17 protein-coding genes are annotated in these 19,249 nt (G+C 30.2%); 8 read left to right on the forward strand and 9 right to left on the reverse strand.

Annotated elements, in window-relative coordinates:
- The first annotated feature begins 10 nt into the window (after nt 1–10).
- Both BST83_RS11000 and BST83_RS20680 read left to right on the forward strand, forming a co-directional pair.
- Nucleotides 11–619 (forward strand): WbqC family protein, encoded by a 609-nt coding sequence (locus tag BST83_RS11000; RefSeq protein WP_104809829.1) that lies wholly within the window; start codon nt 11–13, stop codon nt 617–619.
- On the forward strand, nt 620–925 hold the full coding sequence (locus BST83_RS20680) for a DUF6122 family protein (protein WP_104809830.1): 306 nt from the start codon (nt 620–622) through the stop codon (nt 923–925).
- Here BST83_RS20680 and BST83_RS11010 read toward each other — a convergent pair.
- The 5 genes from BST83_RS11010 to BST83_RS11030 form a co-directional block, all read right to left on the reverse strand.
- Nucleotides 916–2,403, reverse strand: coding sequence for a lipopolysaccharide biosynthesis protein (locus tag BST83_RS11010; RefSeq protein ID WP_104809831.1), 1,488 nt, complete (start codon nt 2,401–2,403; stop codon nt 916–918). The genes BST83_RS20680 and BST83_RS11010 overlap by 10 nt on opposite strands.
- Nucleotides 2,404–2,408: 5 nt before the next feature.
- Entirely contained in the window at nt 2,409–3,668 is a 1,260-nt protein-coding gene (locus tag BST83_RS11015; RefSeq protein ID WP_104809832.1) for a glycosyltransferase family 4 protein, read from the reverse strand.
- Complete coding sequence (locus BST83_RS11020) at nt 3,665–4,843, reverse strand: glycosyltransferase family 4 protein (RefSeq protein WP_240614729.1); 1,179 nt, start codon at nt 4,841–4,843, stop codon at nt 3,665–3,667. The genes BST83_RS11015 and BST83_RS11020 overlap by 4 nt, the downstream gene beginning before the upstream one ends.
- 8 nt (nt 4,844–4,851) lie before the next feature.
- Complete coding sequence (locus BST83_RS11025) at nt 4,852–7,272, reverse strand: YfhO family protein (RefSeq protein ID WP_146092153.1); 2,421 nt, start codon at nt 7,270–7,272, stop codon at nt 4,852–4,854.
- A gap of 85 nt (nt 7,273–7,357) precedes the next feature.
- Nucleotides 7,358–7,618 carry a DUF4834 family protein gene (locus BST83_RS11030; protein ID WP_104809834.1) on the reverse strand — a complete coding sequence of 87 codons (261 nt, stop codon included), beginning with the start codon at nt 7,616–7,618 and terminating at the stop codon, nt 7,358–7,360.
- 186 nt (nt 7,619–7,804) lie between these two features.
- Here BST83_RS11030 and BST83_RS11035 point away from each other — a divergent pair, with 186 nt between their 5' ends.
- The 6 genes from BST83_RS11035 to BST83_RS11060 all read left to right on the forward strand — a co-directional run bounded on the left by BST83_RS11035 (nt 7,805) and on the right by BST83_RS11060 (nt 13,624).
- On the forward strand, nt 7,805–8,857 hold the full coding sequence (locus BST83_RS11035) for a transporter (RefSeq protein WP_104810850.1): 1,053 nt from the start codon (nt 7,805–7,807) through the stop codon (nt 8,855–8,857).
- On the forward strand, nt 8,832–9,953 hold the full coding sequence (locus BST83_RS11040; RefSeq protein ID WP_104809835.1) for a GTP cyclohydrolase: 1,122 nt from the start codon (nt 8,832–8,834) through the stop codon (nt 9,951–9,953). Before BST83_RS11035 ends, BST83_RS11040 begins: the two co-directional genes overlap by 26 nt.
- A 75-nt stretch (nt 9,954–10,028) precedes the next feature.
- Nucleotides 10,029–10,736 carry a 16S rRNA (uracil(1498)-N(3))-methyltransferase gene (locus tag BST83_RS11045; RefSeq protein ID WP_104809836.1) on the forward strand — a complete coding sequence of 236 codons (708 nt, stop codon included), beginning with the start codon at nt 10,029–10,031 and terminating at the stop codon, nt 10,734–10,736.
- A gap of 45 nt (nt 10,737–10,781) precedes the next feature.
- Entirely contained in the window at nt 10,782–11,423 is a 642-nt protein-coding gene (locus BST83_RS11050; protein WP_104809837.1) for a DUF4159 domain-containing protein, read from the forward strand.
- A 195-nt stretch (nt 11,424–11,618) separates the two neighbouring features.
- Complete coding sequence (locus BST83_RS11055) at nt 11,619–12,527, forward strand: bile acid:sodium symporter family protein (protein ID WP_104809838.1); 909 nt, start codon at nt 11,619–11,621, stop codon at nt 12,525–12,527.
- 5 nt (nt 12,528–12,532) lie between these two features.
- Entirely contained in the window at nt 12,533–13,624 is a 1,092-nt protein-coding gene (locus BST83_RS11060) for a lysophospholipid acyltransferase family protein (RefSeq protein ID WP_104810851.1), read from the forward strand.
- 73 nt (nt 13,625–13,697) lie between these two features.
- Here BST83_RS11060 and BST83_RS11065 read toward each other — a convergent pair whose 3' ends face one another.
- The 4 genes from BST83_RS11065 to BST83_RS11080 form a co-directional block, all read right to left on the reverse strand.
- Nucleotides 13,698–16,616 (reverse strand): serine hydrolase domain-containing protein, encoded by a 2,919-nt coding sequence (locus tag BST83_RS11065; RefSeq protein WP_104810852.1) that lies wholly within the window; start codon nt 16,614–16,616, stop codon nt 13,698–13,700.
- Nucleotides 16,617–16,752: 136 nt separating this feature from the next.
- Nucleotides 16,753–17,238: an ABC transporter ATPase gene (locus tag BST83_RS11070; RefSeq protein WP_104809839.1), complete on the reverse strand. Its 486-nt coding sequence runs from the start codon at nt 17,236–17,238 to the stop codon at nt 16,753–16,755.
- 76 nt (nt 17,239–17,314) lie between these two features.
- On the reverse strand, nt 17,315–18,142 hold the full coding sequence (locus BST83_RS11075) for a 3'-5' exonuclease (RefSeq protein WP_104809840.1): 828 nt from the start codon (nt 18,140–18,142) through the stop codon (nt 17,315–17,317).
- Nucleotides 18,143–18,250: 108 nt separating this feature from the next.
- A complete protein-coding gene (locus BST83_RS11080; protein WP_104809841.1) occupies nt 18,251–19,105 on the reverse strand; it encodes a PPK2 family polyphosphate kinase in 855 nt (284 codons plus the stop codon).
- Nucleotides 19,106–19,249 lie beyond the last annotated feature (144 nt).

The following is a 19,249-nucleotide window of genomic DNA, read 5'->3' on the forward strand; positions in this document are numbered from 1 at the left end:
ACTAAAAACCATGTCACTATTTATACCAACATACTTCTCTCCTATTTCTCAATATTCAGAGATTGTAAAAACGGATAAACTAATTTTTGAAATAGATGATAATTTCCAGAAGCAAAGCTATAGAAATCGTTGTTATATATATAATAGTAATGGTAAACAACTACTAAGTGTGCCTGTAAAACATCTAACAAAAGATAGTCGAAAAAAAACAAAAGATACATTAGTAGAAAATGATTTTCCTTGGCAAGACCAACATTTTAAATCGCTACAAATTGCCTATAGAACTTCCCCGTTTTTTGAGTTTTTTGAAGATGATCTTGCTCCTATTTTTGAAAAAAAATACACCTATCTTCAGGATTTAAATATCGATACTTTTTTGTTTTTAACGGATGCGCTACAAATAGAGACTACCTTTTCTAAGACCCAAGAATACAAATTTGAACCTACCGGAAAAGACTTTAGATTGTTGGCAGAAATAAAACAACAACCAGAAAAATTAGTAGAAAAATACATTCAAATGTTTGATGATAAACATGGTTTTATACCTAATTTATCAATTTTAGACCTTTTATTTATGGAGGGCCAAATGCTATTAGTTATTTATAAAAAACTCTTTTAAATGCTGAAATTTACCGTTCATTATGGATTTCACTTTTTACTTCCTTTACTACTATCCAGGCTGTTTTTTAAAAAAAAATGGAAAATTGTTTATCTAATTTTTTTGTGCTCGATGTTGGTCGATTTAGATCATTTGCTGGCAAATCCTATTTTCCAGAAAAATAGATGCAGTATAAATTTTCATCCATTGCATTCTTATTTTGCGATAAGTATTTATTTTATAGGACTGCTCTTTAAGAAAACAAGAATAATTGCGGTTGCATTATTGTTTCATATGCTCACAGATCTTATAGATTGTTATTTATAAAATCGTTTAAAAATCTTCGCTATTTCATTTGACACATTAAATTTAATAATCAAAAACAAGTAGATCAAAGTGATTAAAATACTTTTTAAAATAATGTTTATGATGGGATGAATTGGAAGTTTAAAAACATATACATTACTTATAGAAAAATCCCAGAAGTTAAATACCAAATACAAAACAGCAATTATTAAAATCATAGTTACTGATTTATCTGTAAAAGGTGTCATTGAAAATTTTCTTTTTACAAAAAATATTTTACCTGTATTTGCTGCAAATATTACAATTAAAGTTGCCAAAGCTAATCCATCTGTGCCCATATCTAACTCATAGTAAAATAGTTTATTTAAAAAATAAACAGAAACAGCCATTATTAAACTATAAGGTAAAGTGATTTTATAATATTTTGAGTTATTAATAATTGCACCATTATTTCCTAAAAAACCGTTGTACATTTTTAGTAGTGAAACCATAAAAACTACCAAAGCTCCACCAGCATATTGAATTGGAAGTAGCCTAAAAAGCTCATTAATATTTGCATTAATTATAACAAAGAAAAAACCACTAATTAAAAGTAGATTAATAGAACTTTTTTTATACAAGGATGCAACTTCTGTGTGATTTTCTTCATTTAAAGTTTTAGAAGTTAAAGGTTGTAAAATATTTAACATTGCTCTACTTGGTGCCTCAATAAAAGATCCAATAAAAACGGCTACAGCATAATAAGCGGCTGTTTCTAAAGATTCTTTACCCGGAATCATAAATTTATCGATGTCTAAAATAATTGCGCCAGCACTCCCTGCCATAATAATGTAAATCGAAAAACGCAATACTTCTTTATAGTTATTTGGTCTCTCAAAAGTAAATTTCGGCAAATACAATCTAAACGCATAGACCATCATTAACAACATTCTTAAAAAATACGAAGCCGTTAAATAGTATATAAATTCGGCTTTTGTAATCCACTCTAAATAGACAGCAAAAAGCAAAATCATTACTGCAACTCTGTTGTATAGTTCCTTTAAAATATTACCAAAAACAGTTTGAAAATGCACTTTTGCCCATGCGTAAAACACTTCAAAATATGCACAGGTAAAAGCTACTAGGTAAATTACAAATGTATAATCTTTTATTATTGGGTTTTTTTCGGATATATAACTGCTTATTTGTTCGTAAAAAAGATCTCCAAAAAAACCAATCGGAATCGCAATCAATAAAGGCAAAAACAATACAGATGATAGAAATTTATCCTTATCTATTTTCGTGAAATAACTTGAGAAAAACTTTACAATTGTATGATGAATTCCTAGTGCAATTAAAGGCATTAACAAATTAGACGTTGCTAGCAAAAAAGTAACCAAACCATAATATTCGTCTTCTAAAAAACGAGTATATAAAACCAAGGTATTGATACCGCCAACGGCAAAACCTAAATAAATAAAGAGGGTGTTTTTAACAGATTGTTTTAATACAATTCCCATTTAATTTATAGATTTTTAATGATTTCGGATAAACTTTTAGTCAGCTCTTTTCTATGAAATTGCTCAATATTTTTAGAATTGACTTGTAAATTTCCTGTTTTATATTGCTGATATAAATTACGAATTTCTGATGTTAATTTCGCTTCATTATCAAAGCCCACAACAACACCAGAACTTGTGTTTTTTAATATTTCTGATAAATCGCCCGTTTCTGGACCCATTGCTAAAATAGGTCTTTTCGCTGTTAAATATTCAAATAGTTTACCTGTTAAAATACCTTCGGATTTGGCTACATTCGGAATTAACAGCAACAAAACCTGTGCTTTTTTCTGATATTCTATCGCTTCTTTATGAGAGACATAACCAATGAAATTAGTATTTTCTAGTAAGCTATTATTTATAATTTCTTGTTTTACATCCTCAGAAATATCACCAATAAAATTGAGTTTTAAATCGATTTTAAAATCTGCGTCTTCTAAACATAATGTGCTTAAAACCTTAAACAACAATTTTGGATTACTTTGTTTTGGTAACAAACCAATGTAAGAAATAGAGAATTTTTCATCTAATGTTATCAAAGTGTTGGTTACTACTTCATCATCAAAACCGTTTGTAATCACTTCTACTCTTATTGCCTTTTGATCAAATTCCTTTTTTAAAGAGTTACTAACCGTTAAAATACAATCCGCATTTTTAAAAACTGAATTTTCTAACTTTTCGTCCTTCTTTTTAGCAAACGGCAATTGCTTAAACTCTTCGTTATAATACAAATTAGACCAAGGATCTCTAAAATCTGCAATCCATTTGATGTTGTTTTTTTGCTTCAGTTTCTGCGCAATTAAATGCATGCTGTGCGGCGGACCTGTAGAAATTACAACATCCACTTTGTTCTCTTTTAAATACTGATGCAAAAATTTCACCGAGGAATTCACCCAAAATATTTTTGGATCTGGAATAAAAAAGTTTCCTCTTATAAATGATAAGAAACTATTATTGACAGCGTTAGAAACATCACCTTTTTGTGCTTCTTTTTTCTTCCAAAACAACAAATTGGTTGGCTCCCAAATTGACTGTTTTAAAATTTTTATATTAGTAGGAACTTCATGTAGCAAGGTTTTATCCTCTTTTGGATAATTGGCGTTATCAACTGTATATACAATTGGTTCAATATCAAAATTTTGTAAATATTTTACAAATTTCAACCAACGCTGAACGCCAGAACCACCTGCAGGAGGCCAATAATATGTAATTATTAATACTTTCAATTTAGAAGATTATCATATAAATGTAAGAGTTTTTTTGATGTTTGTTCCCAAGAAAATTCATTTCTAACAAAATTCTTTCCGTTTTCGCCTAATTCAGTTCTAAGTTTTTCATCAGAAAATAGTTTCAATACTTTATCTGAAAAATCTTCAACATCCTTTTCTTGATGTACCAAACCTGAATTTATTCTTTCTATCAATCTTTTTTGAGCAATTGCATCACTTACCAGCAAAGATTTCCCTAAACTCATGTACTGAAAAATTTTATTTGCATAGGCAACATCATGTTGTAAATTTCTATGCAAAGGAGAAATACAAACGGCACTAGAAAGTATATAAGACTGAAAAAGGGCAACGTTTTGCCATCCTTCGAAATCTACAAAATCGTGTAATTTTAAATCTTTAACTTGTTGTTTCAAAACAACATCTGTAGTGTTTTTGCCAACGATAACTAATTTTATATTCGGAATTTTATCCTTTAATTTTTCTACCGCTGAAATTGCAGTTTGCAAACCTCTTCTTACATGTGTGTCACCCAAATACAAAATAACAAACTTATTTTTGTACTTTTCTATAATTGATGCATCAACCGTATATTCTTCAAAAAAAGAAGCTCTAATGGTATTTGGAACTAAAATAAACTTCTCTTTTTCTGATGGCAATCTCGTTTGTAATATTTCTATAAATTCTGGTGAAACTGAAATTACTTTTGTTGCCTTTTTAATAAATTCTTCTTCTTTCTGTTTCCATTTTTTGGGCGAAATAATATACTTTCCTGGAAATTTTTGAAGATGAGGATACAATTTCATCACTTCTGGCATATTATCATGCAAATCTAAAACAACAGGTAAATTAAATTTTTTATTAGCATTAAAAACCGCTTGTGCAATTCTGATGTCGTGAATATGTAAAGCTTCTATTTCTGTCTCTGTTATAAATTGATGAATTTTCTTTTGCATCAAAAAAGTATAAAAAGGAACTGTGTAAACAAGTGCCGAAAATTTAAACTCCAATTTAGACGATTTGTATCTTTTAACTTGAATTCCGTTGATGATTTCTGACACTTTTTCATCCCCATATTTTAAACAAAAAAGATAGACTTGGTGGCCAGATTTCACCAAAGAAACTGCTTCATTTTCCACCCTTGGATCAGGGGGAAAAGATGCATCAAGTATCATTCCTATTCTCATCCTAATTTTACCGTCTTCTTTTTACTATAAACAAATCCGACTAAAGAAGCTAAAATCAAAATAATATAAGAAGATAGCGATATAAGTCCTCCTTGCTGAATCACTTTAGGCTCAAATTTGAATTCAACTGTATGTTCTCCTGCCGGAATTTTCATTCCTCTTAAAACATAATTCACTCTAAAATGAGGCGTTAATTCACCATCCAAATAGGCATTCCAACCATCTTTATAATAGATTTCAGAAAAAACCGCAAACTGTTCTTTGGATGTTTTTGATTGATAAATTAATTCAGTAACATCATATTTTACTAATTTAATTGTTGCTATTGAATCCTTCTCAAAAATAAAATTACTATTTTCATATACTTTACTTTTATCTAAAACAGCAGTTATTTTTGTACTTAAAGAATCTAGCGCTTTCATTTCTTCGTTCGCTGAATTTACTAGAATTACATTTTCTACAAACCAAACATTACCATTTGCATCCGGATTTTGTTGTGCTTGTTTTTCATCATTATTATCAGCAATGATAAAATATTTGGTATTTAACATGTTTAATGTTTCCAAATTATTTTTTGCAATCTGAAAATCAAACAACTCTTGATAGCGTCCCATTTTTGCAGCATGATACCCACCAATTGATTGATGAAAATAAGAAGTAGCTCCGTCTTGCATTGGATCTACCGTAAAGTTTGCTACTCTAAAATGTGTTTTATCTTGCAAAATTAAATTGTCTGCACTTGAAGCTGTGAACGGTTTTTCTACTTTTCTTGATGGTTTAAAATCAGTTGCATTTACATATCTCTTGTTTATAGGTATTAAATCCAACAAAATAAACCCAACGAAAATTATAATTACAAATTTTTGTTTTAACCTATTATTTAAATAGAATCTCAAGGTTATTGCAGATACCAAAACTAAAGCCAAAGAACGCAAAGTATCTCGCAATAACATCGCTTTTCTATCTGCGATTACCGCATCTATTAAACCAGGTAAATCTTTATAATTACTATCTCTTAAACCCTCAAAAGTTGAAAAACTATGTGCCAAAATGAAACCAAGAACTATAAATGCTCCAAAAACAAAGGCTGCTTTTTCTAAAGATTTTCTTTTCTTTTTTGCGGTAACATTAGCTGAAAAGAATTCTTTTAATGCTAAAACACCAAGAATTGGCACACACAATTCGGCAATAACTTGTATCGATGAAACCGCTCTAAACTTATTATATAACGGAATGTAATCTATAAAAAAGTTAGTCAATCCTTCAAAATTTCTGCCCCAACTTAATAAAATTGAAAACACTGTTGCTGCAACTAACCATTGTTTTAATCTTCCTTTTACTAAGAAAATTCCTAAGAAAAAAAGAAAGAAAATTACAGCACCAATATACGCCGGTGCTTCTACAATCGGCTGATCTCCCCAATAAGTAAGCACCTGCTTAGAATAATCATCAGCAACTTTTTTACCTGCATTTTTTTCTATTAATTGATAAAAATTAGAGTTTTTATTTAATTTCTCTACGGTTCCTCCGCCCATAAAACGAGGAATAAATAAATTAAATGTTTCTAATTTTGCGTAACTAAATTGTGTAATATACTCCTTATCTAAACCTTTTGTGGCTGCTTTGTTTGTTCCATCGGCATTTATTGTTAATTTAGATTTTCCTCGAGTGCTGAAGTCTGTATATTCTTTCATCGCCATCAAGCGGGATGAATTTGCTCCTATTCCTAAAATAACTGCAGCAATTATTACAAGCGATTGTTTTATAAAAACTGGTAATTTCTTTTCTTTTATCGCGTTAATGAGTTCTACGATTCCCAAAATCAACAAACAAAAACCAAGATAATAAGTCATTTGTATATGGTTTGCGTAGATTTCAAGCGCCATTGCAAGACCCGTAACAAAAAAACCAAGTACATATTTTTTCTGGAAAACCCATAAAACTCCAGCCAACACTAAAGGCATATATGCAATTGCATGTGCTTTTGCATTATGACCAGGAATAAAAATGATGATTAAATAGGTTGAAAACCCAAAGGAAAGCGCGCCTAAAATTGCCAATCTCCATTCTACTTTTAAGGACAACATCAATACAAAGAAACTTAAAAAATACAAGAATGTATAATCTGCAGGTCTTGGTAAAAAACGTACTATTTTATCCAAAGATCTAACAAAATCATTCGGATAATACGCACTTATTTGGTACGCTGGCATTCCGCTAAAAGAAGCTCCTGTCCAATAAGGTTCTGTGTTTTTATCAGCTCTATAATCGTTAATTTCTTTAACCATTCCTTGAAACTGTGTAATATCTGATTGCCCTATTTTTTGTCCCTTTAAAACAGGATAAAAATAAATTAAAGATGCTATGATAAATATTGCGATTGCAATACTATATGGTACAATTTTCTTTGACTTCACATTTTTTAGTTTTAATTTAAAAAATAACAGCACAATTTTCTATAAGAAAATCAATTAGCCAAGTATGCTAAATGCTAAAGTAATGCTAATCTATTTCTTCAAAATCTACGTATTCGCCTGCAGAGTCTTTACTCTGTTGACCTTTTCTTGGTGCTTTGTCAATAATCGTTTCCCCCTCTTTTACACCGTTTTTAGGCTGCTGATTACCAAATTGTTGCTCAGCTTTCTTCTTTATAGTTTCTGCAGCCTTTTTAATCAAAAAAGGAGCCAATAAACGCGCTAAAAATGTAAAGACATAGTAAAATACTAAAATGTAAAGAATTGTCTTAAATAATCCTGCTAACATAGTTTTGTTTATAATAGTTTTATTTATAAAAATCAATCAAAAGTAACAATTTGAGAACAATTTTACCGTTAAGAAACTATAAAACTTTAACAAAAGTAAAAAAGTATACATTACTTTTAAAAACAGCATTTTTGTTCTATGTTTGTTTTACAAATCATTTTAAAATTTAAAATCTTTTTTTGGCTAATGAAAAACCCTAAACTGAAACTCTTCTTTTTGTTATTTCTACTTGGGTTCTCTTCAATTTACAGTCAGTATACAGAGGTTATAAATTCTAATAAACCTGGTTTTTCAGAGAGCCCTTATAGTGTTGGCACAGGTGTTTATCAATTTGAAAGTAATTTATTTTTAAGAAATACATCTATAGAACCTACGTTTTCCATTCCGCAATCTTTGGGTTTTGATCTGCTTTTTAGAACTGGTTTTTTAATAGAAAGATTAGAGCTTAATACCCAGATTAGTTATCAAAGAGATAAAGTTGCTTTTAAAAATATTTTCACATCTGATTATTCTTCTGCAGAGTTTCGTGAATTTACCATAGGAGCCAAATATTTATTTTTTCAGCAAGAATATGATGATAAAAGTAAAGAAGTACGAAGTTGGAAAAAACGAATGTCTTTTGATACAAATAGATTAATACCTTCTATTGCCATTTATGTAGGTATAAATACTGATTTTATAAACGACATCTATAAAACAGGAAATATGTCTCCTAAATTAGGCTTATTATTTCAGCAAAACTTAAGCACTGATTTTAATTTAGTTTCAAATTTTTTCTATGATAAAATCGGAACAAAATTTTTTGAATATTCATACATTATTACAGGAACCTATACCTTAAGCAATCAATGGTCTGCATTTTTTGAAAATCAAACAGTGTTTCAAAAACATCAAAATAACACAAATTTAGGAACAGGTTTGGCTTATTTATACAGTAAAGATTTACAAGTAAATACTTCTGCAAGATTTCTTTTGGAAGGAAAAGCACAAGGATTTTATGGTGGTTTAGGAATTTCTTATCGAATTAATAGGCATCAAGATTCGTATAAAGAAATTAATGAAAGTGGAAATGATTTAGAGGACACACCTATTAAGCGATACAATAAGAAAGAAAACGGTTTTTTTAAGAGACTTTTTGGTATTTTTACAAAAAATAATTCCAAAAAACTACTAGAAAGCGAAGAAAAAGGAATAATTAAATCCCTAAGTAATTATGATTACCTTAAAACAAGTTACTAATAAAATAGAAATGAAACAATTTGTATTGTTTCCGTTCTCGCTGTATAAGAATAATAAATTTTGGGTCCCGCCAATTATAAAGGAAGAAGTAGATAATTTTAATCCAAAGAAAAACCCAGTTTTTAAAAGTGCAGATGCTCATTTTTTTTTAGCCTATAGAGACAAAAAAATTGTTGGAAGAATTGCTGCGATTATCAATTGGTCTGAAGTTAATCAGCAAAATATTAAAAAAATTCGTTTTGGATGGTATGATATGATTGATGACCTTGAGGTGAGCAAAATTTTACTAGAAAAAGTTCATGAAATTGGTCGACAAAATGATCTTGAATTTATAGAAGGGCCTGTTGGTTTTAATAATTTGGATAAAACAGGCGTTTTAATTGAAGGTTTTGATCAATTAGGAACCATGATTACTTGGTACAATCATCCTTATTATAAAGATCATTTAGAACAATTAGGTTACGTAAAAGAAAAAGAATACCTAGAAAATAAGTTTAAATTTCAAAATGTTGATGCCGCTTATTATGATAGAGTAAGTAAAATTTTAAAATCGAGATTTAGGCTAAAAGCACTAGACTTTAAAAGAACAAAAGACATTATACCTTTAGTGGATGAAATGTTTGAGGTGTTTGACAAAACCTACTCAAGACTCTCTACTTATGTACCAATTACTCCTGAACAAGTAACCTATTTTAAGAAAAAATATATTTCTTTCATCAACCCCGAATATATAAAATTCGTGATGGATGAAAACAATAAAATAATTGCTTTCGCCATTGTAATGCCTTCTTTTTCAGAGGCTTTACAGAAATCAAAAGGAAAATTATTTCCATTAGGAATTTTAAGAATGCTACAAGCTAAGAGATACGCAAAAGACGTAACTTTTTATTTAATTGGTGTACATCCAGATTATCAAAACAAAGGTGTTACTGCTATTATTTTTGATCAATACACCAAAACTTTTACAAAAAAAGGTATTGTAAATTGTATTAGAACTCCAGAATTAGAAGATAATGAATCAATCAGAAAAATTTGGGCAGATTTTAAACCGATTACGCATAAAAGAAGAAGAACCTATCGAAAGGATATTGTGTAAATAGTTTTCAGTCTCAGTTTTCAGTAACAATTTGCAAAATAAAAATTTAGAATTTTAAACATTGAACACCTAAGCATGCAACTATTTTACAATCCTGAAATCACAAAAAGTACCACACAAATAACTTTTGATAAAGTTGAAAGCAAACATATTGTGCGTGTTTTAAGAAAAAAAGAAAATGATATTTTGCATATTACAAACGGATTCGGATTTTTGTTTGAGGCAAAAATTACGATTGCCAGCGATAAAAAATGTTTGGCAGAAATAATTTCTGTTGAAGAGAAACCAAAACCTTGGCAATACTATCTACATATTGCAATTGCACCTACAAAATTGAATGATAGAACAGAATGGTTTTTAGAAAAAGCAACAGAAATTGGTATTGATGAAATTACACCAATTTTTTGCAGCAATTCTGAACGCAGAATTATAAAGCTAGATCGTTTTGAAAAAATTATTCAGTCTGCCATGAAACAGTCTTTAAAGTTTACGCTTCCAAAAATTAATCAACCTGTTAAGTTTACCGATTTTATCAATCAGGATTTTGACGGTACCATTTGTATTGCTCATTGTGAGGACCAGCAGAAAAATACACTTAAATCGGTTGTAAATCCATCAGAAAAAACAACTATTTTAATTGGGCCAGAAGGCGATTTTTCATCACAGGAAATTGAAAAAGCATTAGGTAAAAAATTCATTCCTATTTCTTTAGGTGAAAGTAGATTGCGCACAGAAACTGCAGGTTTAGTTGCGGTACAAAACGTATCTTTTATCAATCAATAAAATCATTTTTTACTATCTTGCCTCAAATTCATTTCTATCGTATTTATGAAGCAACTATTAATCCTATTTACATTTTCAACCTTTCTATCAATAAACGCCCAAGATGTTGCCATTTTAAAATACAATGGTGGTGGAGATTGGTATGCGAATCCTACAGCAATTCCTAATTTAATTGCCTTTGCAAATGCAACTATAAAAACCACTATTTCTAAAAATCCACAAACGATTAACGCAGAAAGCGAAGATATTTTTAACTTTCCGATGTTGTTTATGACGGGACATGGAAATGTTCTATTTTCTGATGAAGAAGCAACAAACCTAAAAAACTATTTAATTTCAGGCGGATTTTTGCATATTTCTGATAATTATGGTTTAGATAAATTTATTAGACCAGCACTTAAAAAAATGTTTCCAGAATTAGAATTACAAGAAATACCGAGCAATCACCCTATTTATAATCAGACTTTTAAATTCCCTAACGGAATACCTAAAATTCATGAACATGATAAAAAAGCAGCGCAAGGTTTTGGACTTTTTTACGAAGGACGCTTAATCGTTTTTTACGATTATGAAACCGATTTAAGTGATGGTTGGGAAGATGTAATTATACACAACAATCCTAAAGAAGTGCGAGAAAAAGCCTTAAAAATGGGTTCTAATATTATTGAATATGCGTTTACAAATTGAGTTTTGATATAGTTGAAAAGAGATGATTTTTGAAGTAAATTGAATTTGAGACGAGAGACGAGAGACGAAAGACGAGAGACGAGAGAAGAGAACAAACTTAATATTTGAAATTTTGAAGATAAATTGACTTAAGTCTAAAATTAAAAGGATAAAAACGGCAATAAATTTTGAACTTAAAATCCTGAACCTATAAGCATGCAAAACAATATAAACATTGATGACATTAAAATAAACTTTGATACAGAAGGTTTGTGGGTTCTAAATATCGCTATTGCCATCATTATGTTTGGTGTGGCTCTAGGCATTACAATTGATGATTTTAAACTGCTGCTAAAAAATCCGAAAACACTTTTTGTAGGCGTTTTATCGCAATTTATTTTGCTACCCGCTTTTACTTTTCTAGCAATCCTACTTATAGAACCTCACCCAAGTTTTGCTTTAGGAATGATGATGATCGCCGCCTGTCCGGGAGGAAATGTGTCAAATTTCTTTAGTAATATGGCTGGAGGAAATGCAGCACTTTCTGTGAGCTTAACTGCTTTTGCAACACTAATTTGTATTTTTATGACGCCTCTTAATTTGCAGTTTTGGGGAAGTTTATATGAACCAACAAACGAAATTTTAAAAACGGTTTCTTTAAATCCGTTTGATTTATTTAAACTGGTTTCCTTAATTTTAGGAATTCCGTTAATAGCAGGTATGTTAATCAAACATTATCATACAGAAATGGCTATTAAGATAGAAAAATTGCTGAAACCAATTTCTATGACGGTTTTTATAGTCTTAATTTTTGTGGCATTTTCACAAAATTTAGAGGTGTTTGTAAATCATATTCACAATGTTTTATTTTTAGTTATTTTTCATAATATTTTTGCATTTATTCTTGGGTATTTCACGGCTAAAAGCTTTGGATTAAACAAACAAGATTGCAAAACAATTTCTATGGAAACAGGAATACAAAATGGTGGTTTAGGGTTACTCTTAATTTTTGGTTTTTTTGATGGATTAGGAGGAATGGCTTTATTAGCAGCCTTTTGGGGTATTTGGGATGTTTTTTCTGGAATGGCTTTGGCTACTTTTTGGGGACGAAAAACGAAATCATAATGGATATGTTACAAAAAATTTGGTACAACTTATTTAGACTTTTAGTAAAAATAGGATTGTATTTTTACAGCAAAAAGATACGCGTTTCTGGCGCTAAAAATATCCCTAAAAAAGGAGCCGTTTTGTTTTGTGCTAATCATCCAGATGGTTTAATAGATCCCTTAATGATTACCACAAATTGTCCGCGAGAAAGTTATTATTTAGTAAGAGCTGCAGCCTTTAACAATCCTTTAGTGAAGAGATTTTTGGGAAGCTTAAACCTAATGCCAATTTACCGAATGAAAGACGGTGTTAGTGAAGTTGGAAAAAATAAAGAAATTTTTGAAAACTGTTTTGAACTTTTTAAAAAAGGAGAAACCTTGCTAATCTATCCAGAAGCGAGTCACAATAGAAAACGAACAATTAGACCGCTGAGCAAGGGTTTCACTAGAATTGTTTTTGGTGCTTTAGAAAAATATTCCGATTTAAAAATTACTATTATTCCAGTTGGATTAACCTACCAAAATGCCTCTTTTTATCCTTCTAAAGTTGCTGTAAATTATGGAAAACCAATTGCTGTTGATACGTTTTACAACATCAATGAACTCAATATTTCCATTAATAATTTAAAAGAAGAAGTTAGTAATCAGTTAAAAAATCTGAGTGTTCATATTGCTGATGATGAAAATTACAATGCAATTTTATCGAAGTTAAACAATTTAAATGTCGATTTTACGAATGTCGATTTGGTAAACCAAATGATTAAAGAAAACAACTTTACTGCCAAAAATAGAAGAAAAACTAACTTTTTAAAAACTTTATATTACATCATCCTTTTAAACAGTTTCTTCCCCATGTTAATTTGGATAAAAATTGCTAAAAAAATTGACGAAGTTGAATTTGTAGATACGTTTAGATTTGCAATAAACGTGCTTACTTTTCCTATTTTTTATGGTTTACAAACTTGGATTCTTAGTTTCTTTTTCGATTGGAAAATTGCATTTTCTTATTTAATAATTTCTCTTTTATTAATTTTAATCTATTCAAAGTTTTCGCCAACAAATACTGAAAATGAGGAGTATTTAAAAAAGCTTGCAAAGAGACTTAGCCCTGATTGAACGGTCTGTTTGAGCTCTTTTTTATTCCCTTTTTGGAATAAAAAAAGCGAGTAGTGAAAGCAGGAAATAGCTTCTAATTTATAATTGCGTCTTGAATTGTTTGTTGAATCTTTGTACGAACATTGCTTGTTATCAAACCAATATTACTTGCATGCGGATACACTCTGTTTGACAGAAAAACATATACAATTCCGCTTTTAGGATCTGCCCAAGTATATGTGCCAGTAAACCCAGAATGCCCAAAACTTTCATCAGAAACACAACCGCAAGTTGCTTTTACGCTTGGGTTTAATTCTGGCTTATCGAAACCTAAACCTCTTCTTACTTTTTGATTAGCGTAATAACGGTGATTAAACTTATTTACAGTTTCTTCTTTTAAATAACGTCGACCTCCATAAAACCCTTTTTGTAGATACATTTGCATAACTTTTGCAACATCGTTTGCATTCGCAAATAATCCTGCGTGACCGCCAACTCCGCCCAACATTGCAGCGCCCATATCATGCACATAACCGTGCACTAACTGATTTCTATAATAATCGTCTATTTCTGTTGGTACAATTTCTGATTTATTAAACTTTTCAAGCGGTAAATAAGTCATTCTATCTGCACCTAAAGACTTGTAAAACTCTTCATCAACCAATTTATTTAAAGGTTTATGATATGCTGTTTCTAACGCTTCCTTAAAAATATAATATCCTAAATCGCTATATTTATAACCTTTGATATCTAATTGATCTGCATCTTTAATGTGCTTGTAAATGCTATCTTTATAAGATTTATTGATGTATAAATTATCTGCAACTTTTACATCGAAAACAGTAGATTCTTTATCTCTATAAAATATTGGTAAATTTTTATGTGTAGAACTATCTTGCGTGTCTTTATAAAAAGGAATCCATGCTTTTAGTTTACCATAATGTGAAAGAATTTCCATTACAGAAACGGATGATTTGTTAGAGTTGTCAAAACTTGGCAAAATATCTTTTACGCTCGCTGATAGTGCTATTACTTTCTCTTCTTCCGCCTTCATCATTAAAGGCAAGGAAGCTAAAATTTTGGTCAATGAAGCCAAATCATACACATCAGAATTTTTGACTTTGAGTGATTTTTTATCCGTGTGATGTCCGTAGCTTTTTTGAAAAACAATTTTACCGTTTCTTGCAACTAAAACTTGGAATCCTGGCGCCATTTTATCTTTTAAAATAGTATCTGCGAATCGGTCTATCTGTGCTAATTTTTTTGATGATAAATTTGCTTCTTCAGGAATCGTATATTCAAATCTACCTAAACTATACGTCTGTGCACCGAACCCCACTTTAAATTCTTCTCCTATTGAAACTGGTAATTTTCCTTTGGCTTCAAATGCTCCAAAAATTAGTTGTGCAGACAATTCTTGCGCTATTTTACTATTCTGATAAGAAACAATTACACCTTCTATATTGGTAAATGTTTTTAATTGTAATAAACTATAAGGACTTGTAAAAACATCTAAAATAACATTCTTTTGACGTGCAATTTCTTGCAACCAAACCAACTCTTTTTCTTTAAACTTATAACTTTTCCAAGGATGTAAATTGGATTTATGAAACCCTATAATTACCTGTGTATATGGTTTTAATTTCAGCATTAATCCGTCTAAATTTTCATCAAAAATTTCGTCAACCTTTGTATAATTTTTAAGCATTTCTAAAAAATATTCTCCAGAATCATCGCCTAAATTTACATAGGCAATTTTCTTGTTTTCTAAATTAGCTAAGGGTATATTTTGCTGACTATTTTTTAAAACTGTAAGTGAATTTTTTACTAATTTTCTGTGTAACAATTCATCATCAATTGTATTTAAATCTTCTTGTAAATTTACTAAAACAACAGGTTTATAGGTATTTAAACCCATCCAATATTTAGCTTTTAAAATTTTACGAACAGAAAAATCTATTCGCTCTATACTAAGCGTTTTTAATGCAATTGCTTTATTTATCAAATTAACAGTTGCAGGCACATTTTGCGGAATTAACAACAAATCATTTCCGGCTTGAATGGCAGCCAAATCAATTTCTGCGGATGTTGCATAATTGGCAGCACCTTTCATATTTAAACCATCCGTAATAATTAAACCATTAAAACCTAACTCATATTTTAATAAATTGGTGACCACATTTTTAGATAACGAAGTTGGCAAAGCTGCATTCGGTTCTAAACTTGGTATGCTTAAATGCGCAGTCATCACACTCCCAATTCCCGCATCAAAAATCTTTCTATAAGGATATAATTCAACCGAATCTAAACGTGCTTTATCAAAATTTAAAACGGGCAACGTATGATGAGAATCCGTCGCAGTATCGCCATGACCTGGAAAATGTTTTGCATTTGCCATCACTCCGTATTTTTGCATTCCTTGTGTAAAAGCAATTGCTTTCTGAGTAACATTTTCTTTACTTTCTCCAAAAGAACGATTCCCAATAATAGGATTATCAGGATTTGTATTAATATCTACAACAGGCGCAAAATTAATATGAATTCCCAATCGTTTGCAATGTTTCCCCAAATGTTCTCCAAATTTTTCTATGAAGGTATTATCCTGAATTGCGCCTAAAGTCATGTTCCATGGAAATCGATACGTGTTTTGTAAACGCATATCCAAACCCCATTCGCCATCAAAACCAATCATTAAAGGAATCTTAGAAGCAGCTTGATATTTGTTATTTAATTCCGCTTGCTTTTCTGGAGTTCCTTGCATAAAAATTAAATTACCAACATGATATTTTGTAATCATTTCAGTAATAAAATCTTCGTGTGTTTTATCGAGATTAGAATACGCTTGTACCATAAATAACTGACCAATTTTTTCATCAATAGTCATTCTATTTAAAATAGTATTCACCCAAATTTCTTGGGCTTCAAAATCTTTTGTAATTAAAGGATCGACTCCTTGAGCAGATACTTTAAATACAAAACCTATTAAAAGGACAATTAGTAACTCTTTCTTCATTATAATTTTTGAATATTTTTTTGGGCGTTTTAACAGGCTTTCCATTGTATCTTTTTTTCGTACCTCAAAAAAGGATGTCATTTCAATCCTTAACGCAGCTTATTTGTTAACTTTTTTTTGTAATCAAAAACAATTTTTATACCAAAAAGCGTTTGTGCCAACTTTGTTTTGCCGGTATTTCCCACTTATTTTCAAAGTCTTCTTTGGTATTTACCATGTTGTTAAAAACAATAGTTTCTAATGAAATCTTCTTGTCTTTCGCAAATTGCTGAAAATCTGATAGTTTTACTAAATTAATGGTTTCATTATCTTTAAAAGTGATGTTCATTTTATTCATTAAATCTAGCTGTAATTCTTTTTCTAATTGCTGCACAAAACGCACAGAACTATCAATAGAACAACCAGAAACAGTATTAAAACTCTCATCAACAGCCAACACTAAAAACTGATTGTATTTAATAGTAAATGAGCCTTTTAAATTATCCCCATGTCGCGTCCAAGAATTGATAAATTCTTCTGCTTTTGCAGATATAATTTCAATTTCTTTTTGATTGAATTCTCTTTCTGATTGGTAAATCCAAACACGAGAATTGTTTGGTAAATTTTTATATTCTGTAAACATGTTTTTTAGTTTATTTGATTCTTAGATATTTATATCGATTGACTTCTGCACATCTAGCTTTCTAAGCGTTTAAAACCTATCTTAAATTAAATTTCTGCTGTAAAGCTTGTAATTTTTCAGCATCAGACATCGTGTCTTTTGGCGCAGACATTCTTTCTTTTATTTCTCTTAACACCTTTTTTGTGTATAATGGAAAATCTGCATTCTGAATCCAATTATTATATCCTGGGTTTTCAATAAACACTTCTTCTACGGTTCTTCCTTTGTATTTTCCGAAAGAAAAAATTTCTTGTTTTTCGTCATTCATCAGAATAAAACCAGCAAAATCTGCTCTTTCACCGTGTGTTGAAAATTCACTTAAAGCGGCTACAGAATTTTCTAAATCTGGATATTTATCTAACTGTGCTAACAAAATTTCATAGGTCGCATTCGTGTCTGCTTCTGCCCCGTGAGCGCCTTCTAATTCTTTTCCGCAATAAAATTGATATCCAGCACCTAATGTTCTTTGCTCCTTTTTATGAAAAATTACTTGCACATCAATCGCCTTTCTATTCTTCATATCAAAATCAATTCCTGCACGCATCAACTCTTCTGCCAACAAAGGAATATCGAATCTATTTGAGTTAAAACCTGCTAAATCGCAACCTACAACCATTTCATTTACTTTTTGCGCAAGCTCTTTAAAAGTAGGTTCTGTAGACACTTGTTCGTTTGTAATTCCGTGAATTTCCGAAGATTCTTTCGGAATTTCCATCTCTGGATTTACCAACCAAGTTTTACTTTCTTTATTTCCGTTTGGAAACACCTTTAAAATTGATATTTCTACAATCCTATCGGTTGCAATATTTACTCCTGTTGTTTCTAAATCGAAAAATACGATTGGTTTTTTTAGGTTTAAGTTCATTATGCTAATTCTTAATGTTTTTAAAGTTTTAATGTTTTTAAAGTTGAAGTTCTGTTTCCAAAACTTTATAACTTTTAAACTTTCAACTTTACAACTATTCTTTATTCTTTATTCTTTATTTAATTGTGCTTTAAAATCGTCTAATTGTGCTACTAATTTATCGGACAAAGTTGGTTCTTTAAAATTATATTTTTCTAATTCTTTTACTAAAATTTTTGCTAAAATAATTCTTGCCGAATCTTTGTCATCCGCAGGGATAATATACCAAGGCGCATTTTCTTTGGAGGTTCTATTCAACAAATCTTCGTAACAAAATTGGTAGGTATCCCATAATTTACGTTCTTTTAAGTCATCCTCAGAAAATTTCCAGTTTTTACTTGGCAAGTTTAATCTCCTTAACAACCTGCTTTTTTGCTCAGATTTTGATACATTTAAAAAGAACTTTAAAATGATGGTTCCGTTTTTAGCTAAATGATTTTCAAAATGGTTAATTCTTTCCATTCTGTTTTCATAAAAGGTAGCATCTAAATCGTCCAAACTTTTTACAGCAGGAATGTTTTCGCCAAAAACATATGCTGGATGCACTCTTGTTACCAAAACGTTTTCATAATGCGTTCTGTTAAAAACGCCCATTTTTCCTTTTGCTGGCAATGCAATATAATGTCTCCACAAAAAATCGTGTTTTAGCTCTAAACCTGTTGGCGCTTTAAAACTATGCACCACTACTCCACGTGCATTTACATCTTTAAAAACTTCTCTAATTAAGCTATCTTTGCCGGAGGTATCCATTCCTTGCAAGCAAATTAGCGCGCTATATTTACCCTCTGCATACATAGCATCTTGTAATTTACTTAACTTTTTTCTGCTTTTTTTAAGGTTTTTTTTTGCGTCCTCGACAACTTCTTTTGTAGAAAAATCTTTCAAAGAAATTGCATCAACAACTTTATATTTTTCTAAATTCATCATCAATCTAATTAATCTTTAAAGATAAAAAAAATAGTCTGGTTTCAATTGATTTTAGTCAAGCATTTCTGATCTAAAATGATAAATTTATCATAACTTTTTAAAATTACTTAATTCCTTTTTTGGGATAAAATTCCTTAATTT

It is taken from the genome of Polaribacter filamentus, from assembly GCF_002943715.1.
Taxonomy (GTDB): Bacteria; Bacteroidota; Bacteroidia; order Flavobacteriales; family Flavobacteriaceae; genus Polaribacter; species Polaribacter filamentus.